The following is a 14,877-nucleotide window of genomic DNA, read 5'->3' on the forward strand; positions in this document are numbered from 1 at the left end:
GGACCCGTACGTCCGGTGGTGTGGGAGGGGCGAAGCCGCGAGGCTTCCCCCTATCCCGATCCTCCTCACCATGAGGGGCGGGCAGTTTAGCCTGCGGCAACGCCTGACCGTCCCGAGAGCACCGTGTTTCCCCTCATCCTGAGGAGCCGCGAAGCGGCGTCTCGAAGGATGAGGCCCCCGTGCTCGACACGCATTGGCGTCGTAGCCCGGGTGGAGCGTCAGCGTAACCCGGGGCCGCTGGTGGATGTTGACGCAGTTGTCCCGGGTTGCGCTGCGCTCCACCCGGGCTACGAGTTAAAGCCGCTTGATCGCGACCACGTCACTGCCTGCCGCCTTGATGCGGGCGATGGCCTCCGTGGCGTGCTCGATCACGGTTGCCATGTGATGCGCATTGGCGTGCACGATCGTTGTGGCATCGCGTACGATGGCGACATGGCCCTTCCAGAAGATCAGGTCGCCGCGCTGCAGCTTCCTTGCTTCCGTCGCGCTCAGCTCGCGCCCGAGGCCCTCCTGCTGCATGTCGCTGTCGCGCGGACAGCCGGTGCCGGCGGCGGTCAGCGCGACCTGCACCAGGCCGGAGCAATCGATGCCGAGGCTGCTCTTGCCGCCCCAGAGATAAGGCGTCCCGATGAAACGTTCGGCCACAGTGACGAAATCATCCTCGATCGCGTCGATGCCGCCGACATGGCGGCGCGGCAGGTGCCAGCCTTCGCGTGTCACCGCAAACGCGCCGTCTTCGCGCGCGACGTTCAGCCGGGCGCCGAGCGGCAGCGTCTCGACCGGCGGCAGCTTGATCGAGGGGCCGGGAAAGGCGAAGGTCCGCAGCGCCGTCACCTTGTGGGTCGGCGTGGCGGAAGGTTTTGCCAGCGCGGCATCGGGCAGCCAGCCGACATAGCCGTCGCTGCCAAGCTGGGCCCAGGCGAATCCCTCGCTGTTGCGGTCATAGATGGTGACGCGCTCGCCCTTCAGGGCCTGCGTCAGCAGCGTGGCGTCGGAGCGTGGCGCTTCGCGGAGCGGCGCGAGTGCGTGCGCGATCTCGAACTCCTCGCCGGCAACGAAGCGCTCAGCGCTCACCTTGCCTTCGAGGTATTTCGCAGCGATATCGCCGCGGGAAGGTGTCAGGCGCGGATCATCCATAGCGCTGGCTCAACAGTTTGTAGATCGCGCGCGCCGCCTGGCATTCGCCGCCTTCGGGCCGCGCCGGTTTCGCGCTGGGAGTCCAGCCGTAGATATCGACATGCAGCCAGCGTTTGGCGTGCTCGACAAAGCGTTGCAGGAACAGCGCGCAGGTGACCGAACCGGCGAACGTGCCCGACGGCGCATTGGTGATATCGGCGGTCTTCGAATCCAGCCAGGCATCGTAGGCGGGCCATAGCGGCATGCGCCACAACGGGTCGTGCTCGGACTTGGCGTGGGCCGCAACTTCCGCGGCTAGCGTATCATCCTGCGTGTAAAAGGGCGGCAGGTCCGGCCCCAGCGCCACGCGCGCGGCGCCCGTGAGCGTGCCGAGGTCGATCAGGAGATCCGGCTTCTCCTCGTCGGCGAGTGCCAGCGCATCGGCGAGCACCAGCCGTCCCTCGGCGTCGGTGTTGCCGATCTCGACCGTCAGTCCCTTGCGCGAGGTGAAGATGTCGAGCGGGCGGAAAGCGTTGCCCGCGACAGCGTTCTCGACCGCGGGGATCAGCACGCGCAGCCTTATCTTGAGCTTCGCATCCATCACCATCTGCGCCAGCGCGAGCACATTGGCGGCGCCGCCCATGTCCTTCTTCATGATGAGCATGCCGCTCGATGGTTTCAGGTCGAGCCCGCCGGTATCGAAGCAGACGCCCTTGCCGACCAGCGTCACCTTGGGGTGATCGGGGTTGCCCCAGGTGAGATCGATCAGCCGCGGCGCGCGGCTCGAGGCCATGCCGACGGCGTGGATCAGCGGAAAATTCTGTCGCACGAGCTCGTCGCCCGTGATGCAGTTGAACGTGGCGCCGAACCGCGACGCTATCTGTTCCGCCGCCTGCGCCAGCTCCTGCGGCCCCATGTCGTTCGAGGGCGTGTTGATGAGGTCGCGCGCCAGGCATGCGGCCTCCACCATGCGCGCCAGGTCTGCCGCATCAACGCCATCCGGCGGCACCAGCCGCACGTCGGGCATTTCCGCCTTGCGATAGCGGCGGAAGCGGTAGCTGCCGAGCGCAAAGGCGAGTGCGGCGAGCCGCGTATCGTGCGGCGCATTGGCGAAGCGGTAGACGCCGGATGGCAGCAACCCGGGCAGGCTGCCCGGCCGGAATGGATCACGCGACCGGCTTGCCTCATCCTCAAGTCCGAACAGCACCTGTGCGAGCGAACCGTCAGGCGCCGGCAGCGCCAGGTATTTGCCAGGCTTGGCCGCAAAGCCATTGGCCTGCGCGAACTGCCGCGCATGCGCGGGAAGCGTCTCGCGGATCTGCTCCCAGTTCGATTTCGTGACGAAAGTGATGGGAATGGCGTTCGATGCGGATGCAGTTTCGAAGATGGATGGCATGCGACTCTCATCAAATGGCAGGGGCGCTGATTCTTGTTTGAGCGTGCTCTTATCGGAAAACCGGTCTCCACTTTTCCGGAGCACGCCAGTTAACCAGACGTTAGGGTTAACAGTCTATTGCTGGTGCATTCGGCTCGATCTTTTCGCGCGATATTGTGAGTTAAAGCGCTATGCGTCGACAGTCCAGTCTTGCCCGCGCTCTCGCGTCGGCTGCCCTTTCGGCGCTGCTGGCGGCAAGTCTTGGCGGCTGCCAGACGCTCTCAGATGTCGCGGGCCCGCTGACCACACGGACGAGGACGGCCGCCGCCGCGCCGGACGACCCGCGCCGCGCCGTCGATTTCTATGGCGAGCGCTATCGCGCCAACCCGAAGGACGTCGAAGCCGCGATCGGCTACGGTCAGGCGCTGCGTACGACCGGACAGCGGGCGCAGGCGGTCGCGATGCTGGAGCAGGCCACCATCGCCAATCCCGGCAACCGGCCGCTGCTCGCGGCCTACGGCCGGGCGCTTGCCGACAACGGCAATGCGCAGGCGGCGTTCGACGTGCTGAGCCGCGCGCACTCACCCGACAATCCCGATTGGCGCATCCTATCGGTGCAGGGAACCACGCTCGACAGGCTTGGCCGGCATGACGAGGCGCGCCGCTATTATGCGAGCGCGCTGCGCCTCGCTCCGGACGAGCCGTCGGTGCTGTCCAATCTCGGCCTGTCTTACATGCTGAGCCGCGACCTGCCCAAGGCCGAAGAGAATCTGCGCCGAGCGTATGGCAGCAGCCGCGCCGACAGCCGGGTGCGGCAGAACCTTGCCCTGGTGGTCGGCCTGCAGGGCCGGTTCGCGGAAGCCGAGAACATCGTCAAGGCCGACCTGCCGGCCGACGAAGCCGCCGCCAATGTCGCCTACCTCCGCGACATGCTGAAGGGCCGGGACAATCCGCGGACCGCAGCGGCGAAACCGGTGCCGATCGTCGCGCGCGACGACTGATCCGTCTCAGGCGGTGTAGCTTAAGATCCTCTCGGGGGGGCCGCACAATCGGTTCAGTGCATCGCCGCCATGACTTTGATGACGGCCGGGCCGAGAATGACGATGAAGAGGCAGGGCAGGAAGAACAGGATCATCGGCACCGTCAGTTTCGGCGGCAGCGAGGCGGCTTTCTTCTCGGCCTCGGCCATACGCATGTCGCGATTCTCCTGCGCCATCACGCGCAGGCTCTGGCCGAGCGGCGTGCCGTAACGCTCGGACTGCTGCAGCGCCAGGCAGACCGATTTTACGCTCTCGAGCCCGGTGCGCGTGGCGAGGTTTTCATAGGCCGTCTTGCGGTCCTGCAGGTAGGAGAGCTCCGCCGTGGTGAGCGTGAACTCTTCCGACAACGCCACCGATTGTCCGACGATCTCGGTTGCGACTTTCCTGAAAGCGACTTCGACCGACATGCCGGATTCGACGCAGATCAAGAGCAGGTCGAGCGCGTCGGGAAAGGCGCGCCTGATCGAAAGCTGACGCTTGGTGATGGCGTTCTTCAGGAACAGCATGGGCGCCTGCAGCCCGAGATACGCCGCGCCGAGGCAGATACCGATCTTCGTCAGCAGTGACGTTTGCAGTTGCGCGATTACGAAAACATACAGTGCGGCGCCGACCAGCATCACGATCGGCGTCAGAGCGCGGAAGAACAGAAAGGTGACATAAGGAGCGTTGCCGCGATAGCCCGCCATGACGAGCTTCTCGCGAGCGCTCTCCTGCGCCACCCATTTGCTCAGGTTGAAGTCTTCCACGACCTTGGAGACCATCTGCTTCGGCGCCTGCCGCAGCGACGCCTTTTCCGATTTGGCCAGCCGCTCGCGCTCGCGCTGGCGGATGCGCTCGCGTTCGCTCGCCACTGCCTTCATTCGCTTCTGCAGGTTCTCGCCGGCGAACAACGGCATGATCAGCGAGTAGCAGGTCGCGCTCACGGCGATCGCCGCGAGCAGCATGGTCATGAACCTGACGTCGTGGAGCTTGCTGGCCAGAAGATCAATCATGCTTCACCCGTCAGAAATCGAAATTGATCATCTTCTTCATCACGAAGATGCCGATGCTCATCCAGACCAGACAGGCTACCAACATCAATTGACCGGTCGGATGGGTCCACAGCAGCGAGATGTATTGGGGCGTCGTGATATAGACGAGCAGCATAACGGTCGGGGGCAGTGCGCCGATGATACCCGCGGAAGCCTTGGCTTCCATCGACATCGCCTTGATCTTCTCTTTCATCTTCTTGCGGTCGCGCAGCACCCTGGAGAGGTTGCCAAGCGCTTCCGAGAGATTGCCGCCGGATTTCTGCTGGATCGAGACCACGATGCCGAAGAAATTCGCTTCGGGCACCGGCATGCTCTCGTAGAGGCGGGCGCAGGCATCGCCGAGCGGCATGCCGATGGTCTGTGTCTCGATGATTGCCTTGAACTCGCTCTTGAGCGGTTCAGGCGAGTCGCTGGCGACCACCTTGAGCGATTCAAACAGCGGCAGGCCGGCCTTGATGCCGCGCACGATCACGTCGACGGCGTCGGGGAGCGCCTTCAGGAACGCCGCTTCGCGGCGCTTTTTCAGGAAGCCGAGCAGCCAGCGCGGCAGTCCGAAGCCGGCGGCGAAGGCAATGCCTACTGCGCCCAACAGTCCGCCGCTGATCATGTAGGAGAGCACGAAGCCGATCGCTGCAAGGACGGCGGAAACGATCCAGAACTTCTGAGGCGTCCAGTCGAGGCCAGCCTGGGTCAGGCGCTTGCTCAGCGAAACCTTCGCCTCCTTCTGCCGGCGCGCGTCGAGCTCGCGCAAGGTCCCTTCGACCTGCTCGCGGCGCGAACGCTGGGTCCGTTCAGACTGCCGCATGGTGGCGGGTTCGGGGCGGCCGATGGAGGCGCGGCGCGCTTCCGCCTGCTTCTCCCCCGACAGCAAAGGATAGAGGAAGACCCAGCCGAGTCCGCCGACGGCGGTTGCGGCGAGGAAGCCGAGGGCGAGCGATTGCAGGTTCATCTTCGGCTTCCTTATGCCGGCGGCGGCGCTTCGGCGGCGTCGAGCGCGGCGGCGAGGCGGTTCTCCTCGTTATAGTAGCGGGCGCGCTCCCAGAATTTCGGCCGGCCGATGCCGGTCGAGCGATGCCGGCCGATGATCTTGCCGTTGGCGTCCTCGCCGACGATGTCGTACAGGAAGATGTCCTGCGTGATGATGGTGTCGCCTTCCATGCCCATCACCTCGGTGATGTGGGTGATGCGGCGGGAGCCGTCGCGCAGGCGCGCCGCCTGGATGATGACGTCGATCGAGGCGCAGATCATCTCGCGGATGGTGCGCGAGGGCAGCGAGAAGCCGCCCATCGTGATCATGGATTCGCAGCGCGACAGCGCCTCGCGCGGGTTGTTGGCGTGCAGCGTGCCCATCGAACCGTCATGGCCGGTGTTCATCGCCTGCAACAGGTCGAACGCCTCCGGTCCGCGGACTTCGCCGACGATGATGCGCTCAGGGCGCATACGCAGGCAGTTGCGGACCAGTTCGCGCATCGTGACCTGGCCTTCGCCTTCGATATTAGGCGGCCTGGTTTCCAGCCGCACCACATGCGGCTGCTGCAGTTGCAGCTCGGCGGCGTCCTCGCAGGTAATGATGCGTTCGTCGTGCTCGATATAGTTGGTCAGGCAGTTGAGCAGCGTGGTCTTGCCGGAGCCGGTGCCGCCGGAGATCAAGACGTTGCAGCGGACGCGGCCGATAATCTGCAGAATGCTCGCGCCATCCGGCGAGATCGCGCCGAACTTGACGAGCTGCTCCAGTGTCAGCTTGTCCTTCTTGAATTTGCGGATGGTGAGGGCGGGTCCATCGATCGCGAGCGGCGGCACGATGGCGTTGACGCGCGAGCCGTCGGCGAGGCGGGCGTCGCAGATCGGCGAAGATTCGTCGACGCGGCGGCCGACCTGGCTGACGATGCGCTGGCAGATGTTGAGAAGCTGCTGGTTGTCGCGGAAGCGGATGCCGGTGCGCTGGATCTTGCCGGCGACTTCGATGTAAACCGTGCCGGCGCCGTTGACCATGATGTCGGCGATGTCGTCGCGCGACAACAGCGGCTCCAGCGGGCCGTAGCCGAGCACGTCGTTGCAGATGTCGTCGAGCAGGTCTTCCTGCTCGGCGATCGACATCACGATGTTCTTGATCGCGATGATCTCGTTGACGATGTCGCGGATTTCCTCGCGCGCGGAATCGCCGTCGAGCTTCGCGAGCTGAGCGAGGTCGATCGCCTCGATCAGCGCACCGAAGATGGTGGCCTTGACCTGATAGTAAGTGTCGGATCGGCGCGTGTCGACGGTCGGCGCCGGCGGCGGCTTGGGCGGGGCGATCGGGGGCGAAGGCATGGTCGGAGGCGCCATCTCGCGCGCCGGCGCGGCTGCGGCCAAAGATTCCGGCGCGTGAACGGCGGGCCTCAGTGCCCGCACTTCACTGTCATTTGCGCTACGCTTACCAAACACGACTCTGCTCCAGACCGGCTATTTCGCCCGCAGCTTCTCCAGCAAGGGCGACAGGAACGACCCTTTGGTTTTCTTGGTCTCGCCGCGGCCGGTCAGCCGCTGCGCGATCTGCAGGAACATCTCGATGGTGCGATGATTGGCGGAGATCTCCGCGATCATCTGGCCGTTATTGGCGGCCGAGCCGAAGATCTGCGGATCGAACGGTATCGTCGCGATCGGCTCGGCCTCGATCGCCTTGGCGAATTCGGCGGCGTTGATCTCGGGGCGCTTCGGCACGCCGACCTGGTTGAGGCAATAGATCGGCGCGCGGTCGTTCGGCCGCGAGGCCTTCAAGAGGTCGACCAGGTTCTTGGTGTTGCGCAGGTTGGCAAGGTCGGGGACTGCGACCACCAGGATGTCGTCGGCGGCGATCAGCGCCCGCTTGGTCCAGCCCGACCATTGGTGCGGGACGTCGAGCACGGTGCAGGGCATGGTGGTGCGGAGCGTGTCGAAGATCGCATCGAACGCCTCGGCGCCGAAATCGTAGACGCGGTCGAGCGTGGCGGGCGCCGCGAGCAGACTCAAGTGATCGGTGCATTTCGACAGCAGCCGGTCGATGAAGGCGGTGTCGACACGGTCGGGCGAGAACACGGCCTCGGCGATCCCCTGCGGCGGATCCTGGTTGTAGTCGAGGCCGGCCGTGCCGAAGGCGAGATCGAGATCGGCGACGACGGAATCCAGCGCCAGGTCGCGCGCGATCGCCCAGGCGACGTTGTGCGCCACGGTGGACGCGCCGACACCACCCTTGGCGCCGACCACGGCAAGGATGCGCCCGACCGCCTTGGCCTCGGGCGCCGAGAACAGGTTGCAGACCGAGCGCACCACGTCGATGGTGACAACAGGCGCGATCATGTAGTCGCTGACGCCGCGGCGCACCAACTCGCGATAGAGCGCGACATCGTTGAGGCGGCCGATCACGATCACGCGCGTGCCGGCGTCGCAGACCGCGGCGAGTTGGTCGAGACCGGCGAGGATGTCGCTATTGGTCCCGGTTTCCAGGATGATGACGTTTGGCGTCGGCGCCGAGCGATAGGCCTCGATGGCGGCGGCCATGCCGCCCATCTGGATCTTCAGATGCGCCTTGGCGAGCCTGCGGTCCTCGCCGGCTGACTGCACCGCGGCGGCGGTCTCCACCGTATCGCAGAACGCCTGCACCGACACCCGCGGCGCCGGGGCAATATGCTCCTCCACCTGCGACGGGACGTCAGGCTGGGCGTCGGAGTTCTGGCGCGCGTAACTGATCATTTGCCGAGATTGCTCAGTTTGGCCGCGTCGGCCTCGGGATAGGTCGTCGTTGTCGCCACGCCCTTGCGGTACTTTTCGAAGGCCACGTCACGCCGCTCGGTGTAAGGCGGCGTTTCCGCGCGCGGTTGCACCAGATCGCTCGGATTGTCGACCATCGAGGCGAGGTTGCGCTGGCTGGCGCAGCCGAAATTGTAATAGGGCTTGTTGTCGAAATAGCTCTTGTTGTTGATCGACGGCCCGAGGTCCTCCGGCCAGGTGCCGCATGGGCCGGCCACCGCCGAGATCCGCGCATAGTTGATACGGATCGCCGCGAAATGGCGCGGATCCTCGGGACGATACTGGCGCACGGCGACCGCGCGCGGCGGCACGCCGGCGGCGGCGAATGTCGCCTGGATCTCGCGCAGGGAATCGGCGGCGGCGCGCGCATTCCGCGTGCCGAGCGGCGTGTCGATGCTGATCGCGCCGGTGCCTTCGCGCAGCCAGGTCTGCGCCAGTCCCATCACGTCGGCGCGCTGTTCAGCGGTAAGGCCGCCGCGGCCGCTGCCGACGAACACCACGATGGAGCGGTCGGTTTCCTGGACTGCGATCGGATGGCGCAGGCGATAATCGTCGGGAAAGCTCGCCAGCGGCGAATCTTCCGTGTGCCGACAGGCGCCGAGCGCCACCGCAATGCCGATCAGTGCCCCGAGGCGAGCGAGGGTGCGGTTGCGATCGGCGGATCGTTTGGATGTCAGCTTGGGTGTCATCGTCCCGCCTCAGTCGGTAATGAAGCCGTAAGTGCCACGGTAATTTCGCCCCGGCTCGGTGCGGCCCGGTACGCCATAGATGCGATTGATGCTGCCGAGGAAGTCGGCTTGCGGGTCGGATGCATTGGCAAAACCATCGTCCGGCCGCGACAGGTCCTTCTGCGCCACCGCGCGCACCACATAGGGGGTCACCAGCACCATCAGCTCGGTCTGGTTGTTGACGAAGTCGCGGCTGCGGAACAGCGTGCCGAGGACTGGCAGTTGGGCAAGGCCCGGAAAGCCGTTGATCGCCTGCTTGGTCTGCTCCTGGATCAGGCCGGCCATCGCCATTGCGCCGCCGGAGGGGATTTCCAGGGTCGTTTCGGCGCGGCGGGTCTTGATCGAGGGAATGGTCAGCGAGTTCACCTGTCCGGCGCTGACCGCCTGCGCGATCGTGATCGAATTGTCGTTCGACAGCTCGGACACTTCGGTCATCACCCGCAGGCTGATGCGGCCTTCGGTCAGCACGATCGGCGTGAAGTTCAGCGAGATGCCGAATTTCTTGAACTGGATCTGCGTCGTACAGACATGGGTTGTGGGGTCGCAGGAGTAGCCCGCTGGAATTGGGAATTCGCCGCCCGCGATGAAGGTTGCGGATTCGCCGGAAATGGCGGTCAGATTCGGCTCGGCCAGCGTCCGCACCACGCCCGCGCTTTCCATTGCGCGCAGCGTTGCCGAAACCGAGGGGGTGGCACCGAACGAGGCGGTGGCCGTGTTAGAGCCGACCAGCGGACGGCCATAGGCGGTGAAGGGATTGGCGTTGCTGAAATTCACCACCGCCGTGCCGTAGTTCAGGTTGGCGGTGAGATCGATGCCGAGCTGCTTGATGATGGAGCGCGCGACCTCGGCGACGGTGACCTTGAGCATCACCTGGTCGCGGCCGCGGACCACGATCGAGTTGACCACCTTTTCGGGGCCGCCGGCAAGCCGCGCGGCGAGATCGCCGGCCTGCTGCGCCTCGATCGGGCTCGAAGCCGTGCCGGTCAGCACCACGCCATCGCCGACGCCGTCGATCTGGATGTCGGCATTCGGCAGCGACTGGCGGAGCGCAGCGCGCACACCGTTGAGATCGCGCTTTACGGCGATATCATAGGCGGCGATCTGCGCGCCGGTGGAGTCGAAGAACACGATGTTGGTCTGGCCGACCGCGGCGCCGATGATATAGGCGCGCTGCGACGAGCGGATCACGGCATTGGCGATCTTGGGATCGGCCACCAGTACATCCTTGATATCGCGGGGCAGGTCGACCACGACCGATTTGCCGACCCCGAGCGACAGGAAGCGCGCGTTGGCCTTGCCGTCCGCCGTTGGCGGTGCCGTGACGCGGTAATCGCTCGCCACCACCGGCGTCAGAGCCGGGTTTAGCGTAAAGGCGACAGCGGCCGAAAACGATAGGGCGCGAACGACGAAAGCTCGCAGCATCGATCGATTCCCCCAGCCTCTCATTCCCCGCGCCCTTTCGCTCACTTCTGTACCGTTTGCGGACTGGCGATGCCGTAGCGGATGACGTTGATGGTTTGGCCGCGCCTGCGCATTTGATTGTCGGCGTTGGCTTCGACGATATTGACGTCGGCGATGCTGCGCAGCGCCAGCGTCAGCGTGCCGCTCTGGCGGGCACGTGCCAGCGTCTCCGCCTGTTCGGGCTTGAGCTCGAGTGTCACGGTCTTGCCGATCAGCGCGCTGGTGCCGTCCTTTTCCTTCGGCGCCTGGTCGATCGCAAGCACGCGGACATTGCTCAGGATGATCTCCGAATTGACGACGTCGGGGCCATTGCCGTCCGGATTCTTGCTGCGTTTGGAGAGAATGACGTCGACCCGGTCGTTCGGCAGGATGAAGCCGCCGGCAGCGGTCTCCGGCGAGATTTCGGTCGAGATCGCGCGCATGCCGGACGGCAGGATCGCGGCCATGAAGCCACTGCCATCGGCCTTCACCAACTTCTGTTCGCGGATCGGCTCGCCGGCGATAAAGGGCGCGCGCGCAATTGAGCCAACGACCTCCTTCATCGCCTCGGGTTTGCCGTCGCGCCGCATGAAGGTGCCGCTCGCCGTCGCGGCCGGCCAGCTCTGCCACTGCAAGTCGTCGGCCTTGACCGACTGGCCGAGGCCGATATCGGACTTCGCGACCAGTATGTCGACGGTCGGCAGTTGTGCCACCGGTTCGGTCTTGGGAGCGGGTCGGTCGCCGCCTCCGCTCGCCAGATACAGCGCCGCGAGGCCGGCAACGCCGGCAATAGCCAGGACCACGATGCGGGCGGTATTCATTACGCTTCACTTTCCACAGGACGACGCGACGGTTCCCGCCGCTGTGATCGGCAGTTGACCAGCTATTCGTCAAAGCATGGTTAATGAGGCGTATCTAAATCGCCTTAACGGGCAGTTACTTCCACCCGTTCAACGCATTACGAAATGCGCGAAGTCGACCGCCTTCATCCATTCGGTCTCGGGATAGATCACGAGCGCGCCAAGTGCGAGCGCGACGCCATAGGGGATGCCGGTCTCCTTGGCATGCAGCCGCAACAGCCAGGCCTGGCCCAGCAGCGGGTAAGGCAGCGGCCACCGTCGAAACTGGAGCAAAAGCAGCGTCAGCGCGCCGCCGAACAGGGACGCATAGAGCAAGTAGAAAAGCAGATGGTCGAAGCCGAACCACAGCGCGGCGCCGGCGGCGACCTTGGCGTCCCCGCCGCCAATCCAGCCGAACGCAAAGCAGGCAAATCCCGCCGCGAGCACGAGGGCGCCGGCTCCGGCATGCGAAAGCATCTCGTGGAGTCCCATGCCGCTTGCGAGCGCGAGCACAACAAAGCCCGCAACCAGCGCCAATGACACGCGGTTCGAAATCGTCATACTGACAAGGTCGCTTGCGGCGGCGAATGCCATCAGTGCGGGAAACAGCAGCAGGCGAAGAATGTCGAGGATCATGTGATTACGCAGCCCGTGCGGTCCAAATGAGGTCGTCTCGAATCTAGCCGCGAGAGATGAACAATCGGCGAAGGCAGGGGCAGCTCACCAGACTGCCGCTATTCGGCAGGCAAGCGTGAAAACCGCAAGTGCCAGGGCGACGCAGATGATGTGCGCGGACGCGCCGTTGCTATTGTCGGCCCGAAAGTACGCCTTGGTTGCCGCAACTCGTGGAACAGGTAACCTACCCATGCTTCGCCGTCCTACTCGACAAATAGAACAAAGGCCCCGGATTGCCGGGGCCTTTGTCGCTGGCCGCGAGAGTTAGTTACCCCTTCGGCGTCAGTCCGTCTGACACCTGCTGCAACCTGGCGTTGAGGTTGGTGCCGATGGTGGTGAGGACACCAATGATCACGACGGCAATGAGCGCGGCGATCAGACCGTACTCGATGGCGGTCGCGCCGGACTCGTCCTTAGTGAAACGCGAAACGAGGTTCTTCATAGATTACTCCTGGTGTGCACGTGGCTGGTCGAACTATCGTTTGGTCACACCGGCGTTCTCAGCACCGTGACCATGCACGCGACCGTAGGGGTGCGACAATTGCGCAGCAGTTAATTCGATTGCAGAAAGATCGCCCCAAATTTGACAGTTCCGACCCAGAGTCAACGCGGGCTTAAGACGTTCGGTAAAACTTGAATCTTTTGGATGCCGACGTGATTGGATCAAACCCCGTATCGAGGTGCGCTCGGTTACGAGAGGATTGGGTAGGCGGCCGCGGCGATGCAGCAGGCAAGTCGCCCGTCCACTCCGGAAACGAATGCGGGTGCAATTGCGGAAGCGCTTTTTGCACTTCGTTCATGAATTGTTGTCAGTTTAGCTCTGTCGGGCGCCGCTTCCGCTGCGTATCGCGGTTGCCGGCTTGTCAGTGTCCCGGGGTAGAGCATGTCGTTCAAGTCAGACCGTATCCGTACGTTGGCGGGTCTCGCCTTCAGCCTTCTCGCAGCCGCCGTCACGGCCTGGCCTTCTGCAAGCTTTGCCGCGGCCGACCCTGATCGGATCGAGGTCAATGTCGACCAGGCCAAGCTCGTCAAGCTCCCGACCGGCATCGCCACCATCGTGGTCGGCAACCCCATGATCGCCGACGTGACGCTGCAGACCGGCGGCGTCGTGGTCGTCACCGGCAAGGGTTATGGTGCCACCAATTTCATCGCGATGGACCGCAACGGCCAGGTGCTGGTCGATCGCCAGATCCAGGTCCAGGGCCCGAGCGACCAACTCGTCACCGTCTATCGCGGCATCGAGCGGGAATCCTATAGCTGTATGCCGATCTGCCAGCGCCGCGTGACGCTCGGCGATGGCGAGAACTACTTCAAGTCCGCGATCGATCAGGCCGGCACGCTCAGCACCCAGGCGAGCGGGCAGGGCGGGTCCGCCTCAAAATCGTCCAACTGACAAATCGTCCAACTGACGAAAGCTGCAGAGGCGTTGGCGGCGGCGTCGTTGCGCTGTCCGCCCATGCTTAACGCCGGCCTAACGGAGCGGGTCGTGCCGTCTCGGTCCGGCGAAACATTTCGACAATCAGTTTCGGTTAGTCCTTGCGGGGTCATTCCCGCGAGACTCCCCCGATGCCGCAGCCCCTTGGCTCTTTCCGGAACTTGTTGCGCCGGTTTCGCCGCGATCGTCGCGGTGTAACCGCCGTTGAATTCGCCTTCGTCGCGCCGGTGTTCTTCGCGCTGCTGTTCGCGATCATCGAGACCGCGCTGGTCTTCTTCGCCAGCCAGGTGCTCGAGACGATCACCCAGGATACCGCGCGGCTGGTCCAGACCGGCCAGGCCCAAAGCGGTTCGCTCAGTCAGGCGCAATTCAAGGATCTGGTTTGCGGCCACACGCTCAGTTTTATGTTCGACTGCAGAAACGGCATCTATGTCGACGTTCGCAGCTACGCGCAGGCGAACGTGGTCAAGATTCCCAACCAGATCAATGGAAGCAGCACCTTCATCAATGACATGAGATATTGTCCTGGCCAGGACAGCAATATCGTCGTGGTCAGGCTGTTCTATCAGTGGCCGGTCTACATCATCAAAATCCTCAACGTCGGATACAATCTCGAATACGACCTGTCCAATCTGAGCGGCAGCAAACGCCTGTTGTCGGGAACGGCGGTCTTCAAGAACGAGCCCTTTCCGACTGGTGGGGTGACGTGCTCATGAGCGAAGCAATGAGAAAGAGTTTGCTCTCATCGACGTGGCGCGTGCGCCGCAAGATCGGCGATCTCGTGCGCGATTGCCGCGGCGTGGCGGCTGTCGAATTCGCGATGATCGTGCCCATCATGCTGGTGCTGTTCTTCGGAACGGTCGAGCTCAGCTCTGCCATCGCCATCAAGCGCAAGCTGGCACTGGTGGCACACGCGGCCTCCGACCTGACCTCGCAATCGCTGGACAGCGTCAAGAACACGGATATGCAGAATGCCTTCGCCTCGAGCGGGGCAATCATGCTGCCCTATTCGCTGACGCCGTTGTCCGCGACCGTCTCGGAAATATTCATCGACAAGAACAAGATCGCGAAGATCCAGTGGAGCCAGTCGGCCACCGTCGCAATGGTCAGCGGCTCGCCACAGGCGACGCTCATGGCTTCGCCGCACAAGCCAAACGATACGGCGACGGTTCCGGAGGGGTTGCTGATACCGAACACCTGGCTGATCTGGAGCGAGGTCAGTTACACCTACACGCCGACGGTCGGCTATGTGCTCAAGACTGGTCTTCCGATGGATGACGAGGCTTATACCCGCCCGAGGCACTCGACCTGCGTCGACTATCCGCAGCTCACCGGATCAAGCAATAGCTGCACGCCGGTTTCTTAGCAGCGCGACGTTGGCGCGCAACCTAAAACAAGAAGCCGCGCGGTGAGCGCGGCTTCTTTCTTATTCG

15 protein-coding genes are annotated in these 14,877 nt (G+C 64.1%); 4 read left to right on the forward strand and 11 right to left on the reverse strand.

Annotated features, from left to right (window positions below):
- Positions 1 to 294: 294 nt before the first annotated feature.
- A complete protein-coding gene (locus AAFX91_RS17935; protein WP_394567301.1) occupies positions 295 to 1,137 on the reverse strand; it encodes a C40 family peptidase in 843 nt (280 codons plus the stop codon).
- On the reverse strand, positions 1,130 to 2,512 hold the full coding sequence (locus AAFX91_RS17940; RefSeq protein ID WP_394567302.1) for a leucyl aminopeptidase family protein: 1,383 nt from the start codon (positions 2,510 to 2,512) through the stop codon (positions 1,130 to 1,132). Before AAFX91_RS17940 ends, AAFX91_RS17935 begins: the two co-directional genes overlap by 8 nt.
- Before the next feature lie 170 nt (positions 2,513 to 2,682).
- On the opposite strand from AAFX91_RS17940, the gene AAFX91_RS17945 reads away from it, so the two are divergent.
- On the forward strand, positions 2,683 to 3,492 hold the full coding sequence (locus AAFX91_RS17945) for a tetratricopeptide repeat protein (protein WP_282530379.1): 810 nt from the start codon (positions 2,683 to 2,685) through the stop codon (positions 3,490 to 3,492).
- A gap of 53 nt (positions 3,493 to 3,545) precedes the next feature.
- Here the strand turns inward: AAFX91_RS17945 and AAFX91_RS17950 are convergent, their stop codons facing one another.
- From AAFX91_RS17950 to AAFX91_RS17990, 9 genes are all read right to left on the reverse strand, one after another.
- A complete protein-coding gene (locus AAFX91_RS17950; RefSeq protein ID WP_282530378.1) occupies positions 3,546 to 4,523 on the reverse strand; it encodes a type II secretion system F family protein in 978 nt (325 codons plus the stop codon).
- A gap of 10 nt (positions 4,524 to 4,533) precedes the next feature.
- Positions 4,534 to 5,511 (reverse strand): type II secretion system F family protein, encoded by a 978-nt coding sequence (locus tag AAFX91_RS17955; protein ID WP_394567303.1) that lies wholly within the window; start codon positions 5,509 to 5,511, stop codon positions 4,534 to 4,536.
- 11 nt (positions 5,512 to 5,522) lie between these two features.
- Entirely contained in the window at positions 5,523 to 6,986 is a 1,464-nt protein-coding gene (locus AAFX91_RS17960; protein ID WP_282530376.1) for a CpaF family protein, read from the reverse strand.
- An 18-nt stretch (positions 6,987 to 7,004) separates the two neighbouring features.
- The gene (locus AAFX91_RS17965) at positions 7,005 to 8,270 is read right to left on the reverse strand and encodes an AAA family ATPase (protein ID WP_130584144.1); all 1,266 of its coding nucleotides are present in this window, start codon (positions 8,268 to 8,270) and stop codon (positions 7,005 to 7,007) included.
- Positions 8,267 to 9,016, reverse strand: a complete 750-nt coding sequence (locus AAFX91_RS17970; RefSeq protein ID WP_130584145.1) for a CpaD family pilus assembly protein — start codon at positions 9,014 to 9,016, stop codon at positions 8,267 to 8,269. Before AAFX91_RS17970 ends, AAFX91_RS17965 begins: the two co-directional genes overlap by 4 nt.
- 9 nt (positions 9,017 to 9,025) lie before the next feature.
- Positions 9,026 to 10,477: a type II and III secretion system protein family protein gene (locus tag AAFX91_RS17975; RefSeq protein WP_394567304.1), complete on the reverse strand. Its 1,452-nt coding sequence runs from the start codon at positions 10,475 to 10,477 to the stop codon at positions 9,026 to 9,028.
- A 41-nt stretch (positions 10,478 to 10,518) separates the two neighbouring features.
- A complete protein-coding gene (gene cpaB, locus AAFX91_RS17980) occupies positions 10,519 to 11,316 on the reverse strand; it encodes a Flp pilus assembly protein CpaB (protein ID WP_394567305.1) in 798 nt (265 codons plus the stop codon).
- Positions 11,317 to 11,445: 129 nt separating this feature from the next.
- Positions 11,446 to 11,970 (reverse strand): prepilin peptidase, encoded by a 525-nt coding sequence (locus AAFX91_RS17985; RefSeq protein WP_130582424.1) that lies wholly within the window; start codon positions 11,968 to 11,970, stop codon positions 11,446 to 11,448.
- 307 nt (positions 11,971 to 12,277) lie between these two features.
- Positions 12,278 to 12,451, reverse strand: coding sequence for a Flp family type IVb pilin (locus AAFX91_RS17990; RefSeq protein WP_394567306.1), 174 nt, complete (start codon positions 12,449 to 12,451; stop codon positions 12,278 to 12,280).
- Between the two features lie 441 nt (positions 12,452 to 12,892).
- On the opposite strand from AAFX91_RS17990, the gene AAFX91_RS17995 reads away from it, so the two are divergent.
- The 3 genes from AAFX91_RS17995 to AAFX91_RS18005 all read left to right on the forward strand — a co-directional run bounded on the left by AAFX91_RS17995 (position 12,893) and on the right by AAFX91_RS18005 (position 14,810).
- Entirely contained in the window at positions 12,893 to 13,402 is a 510-nt protein-coding gene (locus AAFX91_RS17995; protein ID WP_130582422.1) for a pilus assembly protein N-terminal domain-containing protein, read from the forward strand.
- A gap of 173 nt (positions 13,403 to 13,575) precedes the next feature.
- Positions 13,576 to 14,160: a TadE/TadG family type IV pilus assembly protein gene (locus tag AAFX91_RS18000; RefSeq protein ID WP_130582421.1), complete on the forward strand. Its 585-nt coding sequence runs from the start codon at positions 13,576 to 13,578 to the stop codon at positions 14,158 to 14,160.
- Positions 14,161 to 14,168: 8 nt separating this feature from the next.
- Positions 14,169 to 14,810 (forward strand): TadE/TadG family type IV pilus assembly protein, encoded by a 642-nt coding sequence (locus AAFX91_RS18005; RefSeq protein ID WP_394567307.1) that lies wholly within the window; start codon positions 14,169 to 14,171, stop codon positions 14,808 to 14,810.
- Positions 14,811 to 14,877: the final 67 nt, after the last annotated feature.

Origin of the sequence: Bradyrhizobium sp. 31Argb (genome assembly GCF_043638955.1) — a bacterium.
Lineage (GTDB): Bacteria > Pseudomonadota > Alphaproteobacteria > Rhizobiales > Xanthobacteraceae > Bradyrhizobium.

Coding starts and splice junctions, on each gene's coding strand:
- AAFX91_RS17975 (WP_394567304.1), bottom strand. CDS start 10,477: ATGCTGCGAGCTTTCGTCGTTCGCGCCCTATCGTTTTCGGCCGCTGTC.
- AAFX91_RS17950 (WP_282530378.1), bottom strand. CDS start 4,523: ATGATTGATCTTCTGGCCAGCAAGCTCCACGACGTCAGGTTCATGACC.
- AAFX91_RS18000 (WP_130582421.1), top strand. CDS start 13,576: ATGCCGCAGCCCCTTGGCTCTTTCCGGAACTTGTTGCGCCGGTTTCGC.
- AAFX91_RS17940 (WP_394567302.1), bottom strand. CDS start 2,512: ATGCCATCCATCTTCGAAACTGCATCCGCATCGAACGCCATTCCCATC.
- AAFX91_RS17935 (WP_394567301.1), bottom strand. CDS start 1,137: ATGGATGATCCGCGCCTGACACCTTCCCGCGGCGATATCGCTGCGAAA.
- AAFX91_RS17945 (WP_282530379.1), top strand. CDS start 2,683: ATGCGTCGACAGTCCAGTCTTGCCCGCGCTCTCGCGTCGGCTGCCCTT.
- AAFX91_RS18005 (WP_394567307.1), top strand. CDS start 14,169: ATGAGAAAGAGTTTGCTCTCATCGACGTGGCGCGTGCGCCGCAAGATC.
- AAFX91_RS17990 (WP_394567306.1), bottom strand. CDS start 12,451: ATGAAGAACCTCGTTTCGCGTTTCACTAAGGACGAGTCCGGCGCGACC.
- AAFX91_RS17965 (WP_130584144.1), bottom strand. CDS start 8,270: ATGATCAGTTACGCGCGCCAGAACTCCGACGCCCAGCCTGACGTCCCG.
- cpaB (WP_394567305.1), bottom strand. CDS start 11,316: ATGAATACCGCCCGCATCGTGGTCCTGGCTATTGCCGGCGTTGCCGGC.
- AAFX91_RS17995 (WP_130582422.1), top strand. CDS start 12,893: ATGTCGTTCAAGTCAGACCGTATCCGTACGTTGGCGGGTCTCGCCTTC.
- AAFX91_RS17955 (WP_394567303.1), bottom strand. CDS start 5,511: ATGAACCTGCAATCGCTCGCCCTCGGCTTCCTCGCCGCAACCGCCGTC.
- AAFX91_RS17985 (WP_130582424.1), bottom strand. CDS start 11,970: ATGATCCTCGACATTCTTCGCCTGCTGCTGTTTCCCGCACTGATGGCA.
- AAFX91_RS17970 (WP_130584145.1), bottom strand. CDS start 9,016: ATGACACCCAAGCTGACATCCAAACGATCCGCCGATCGCAACCGCACC.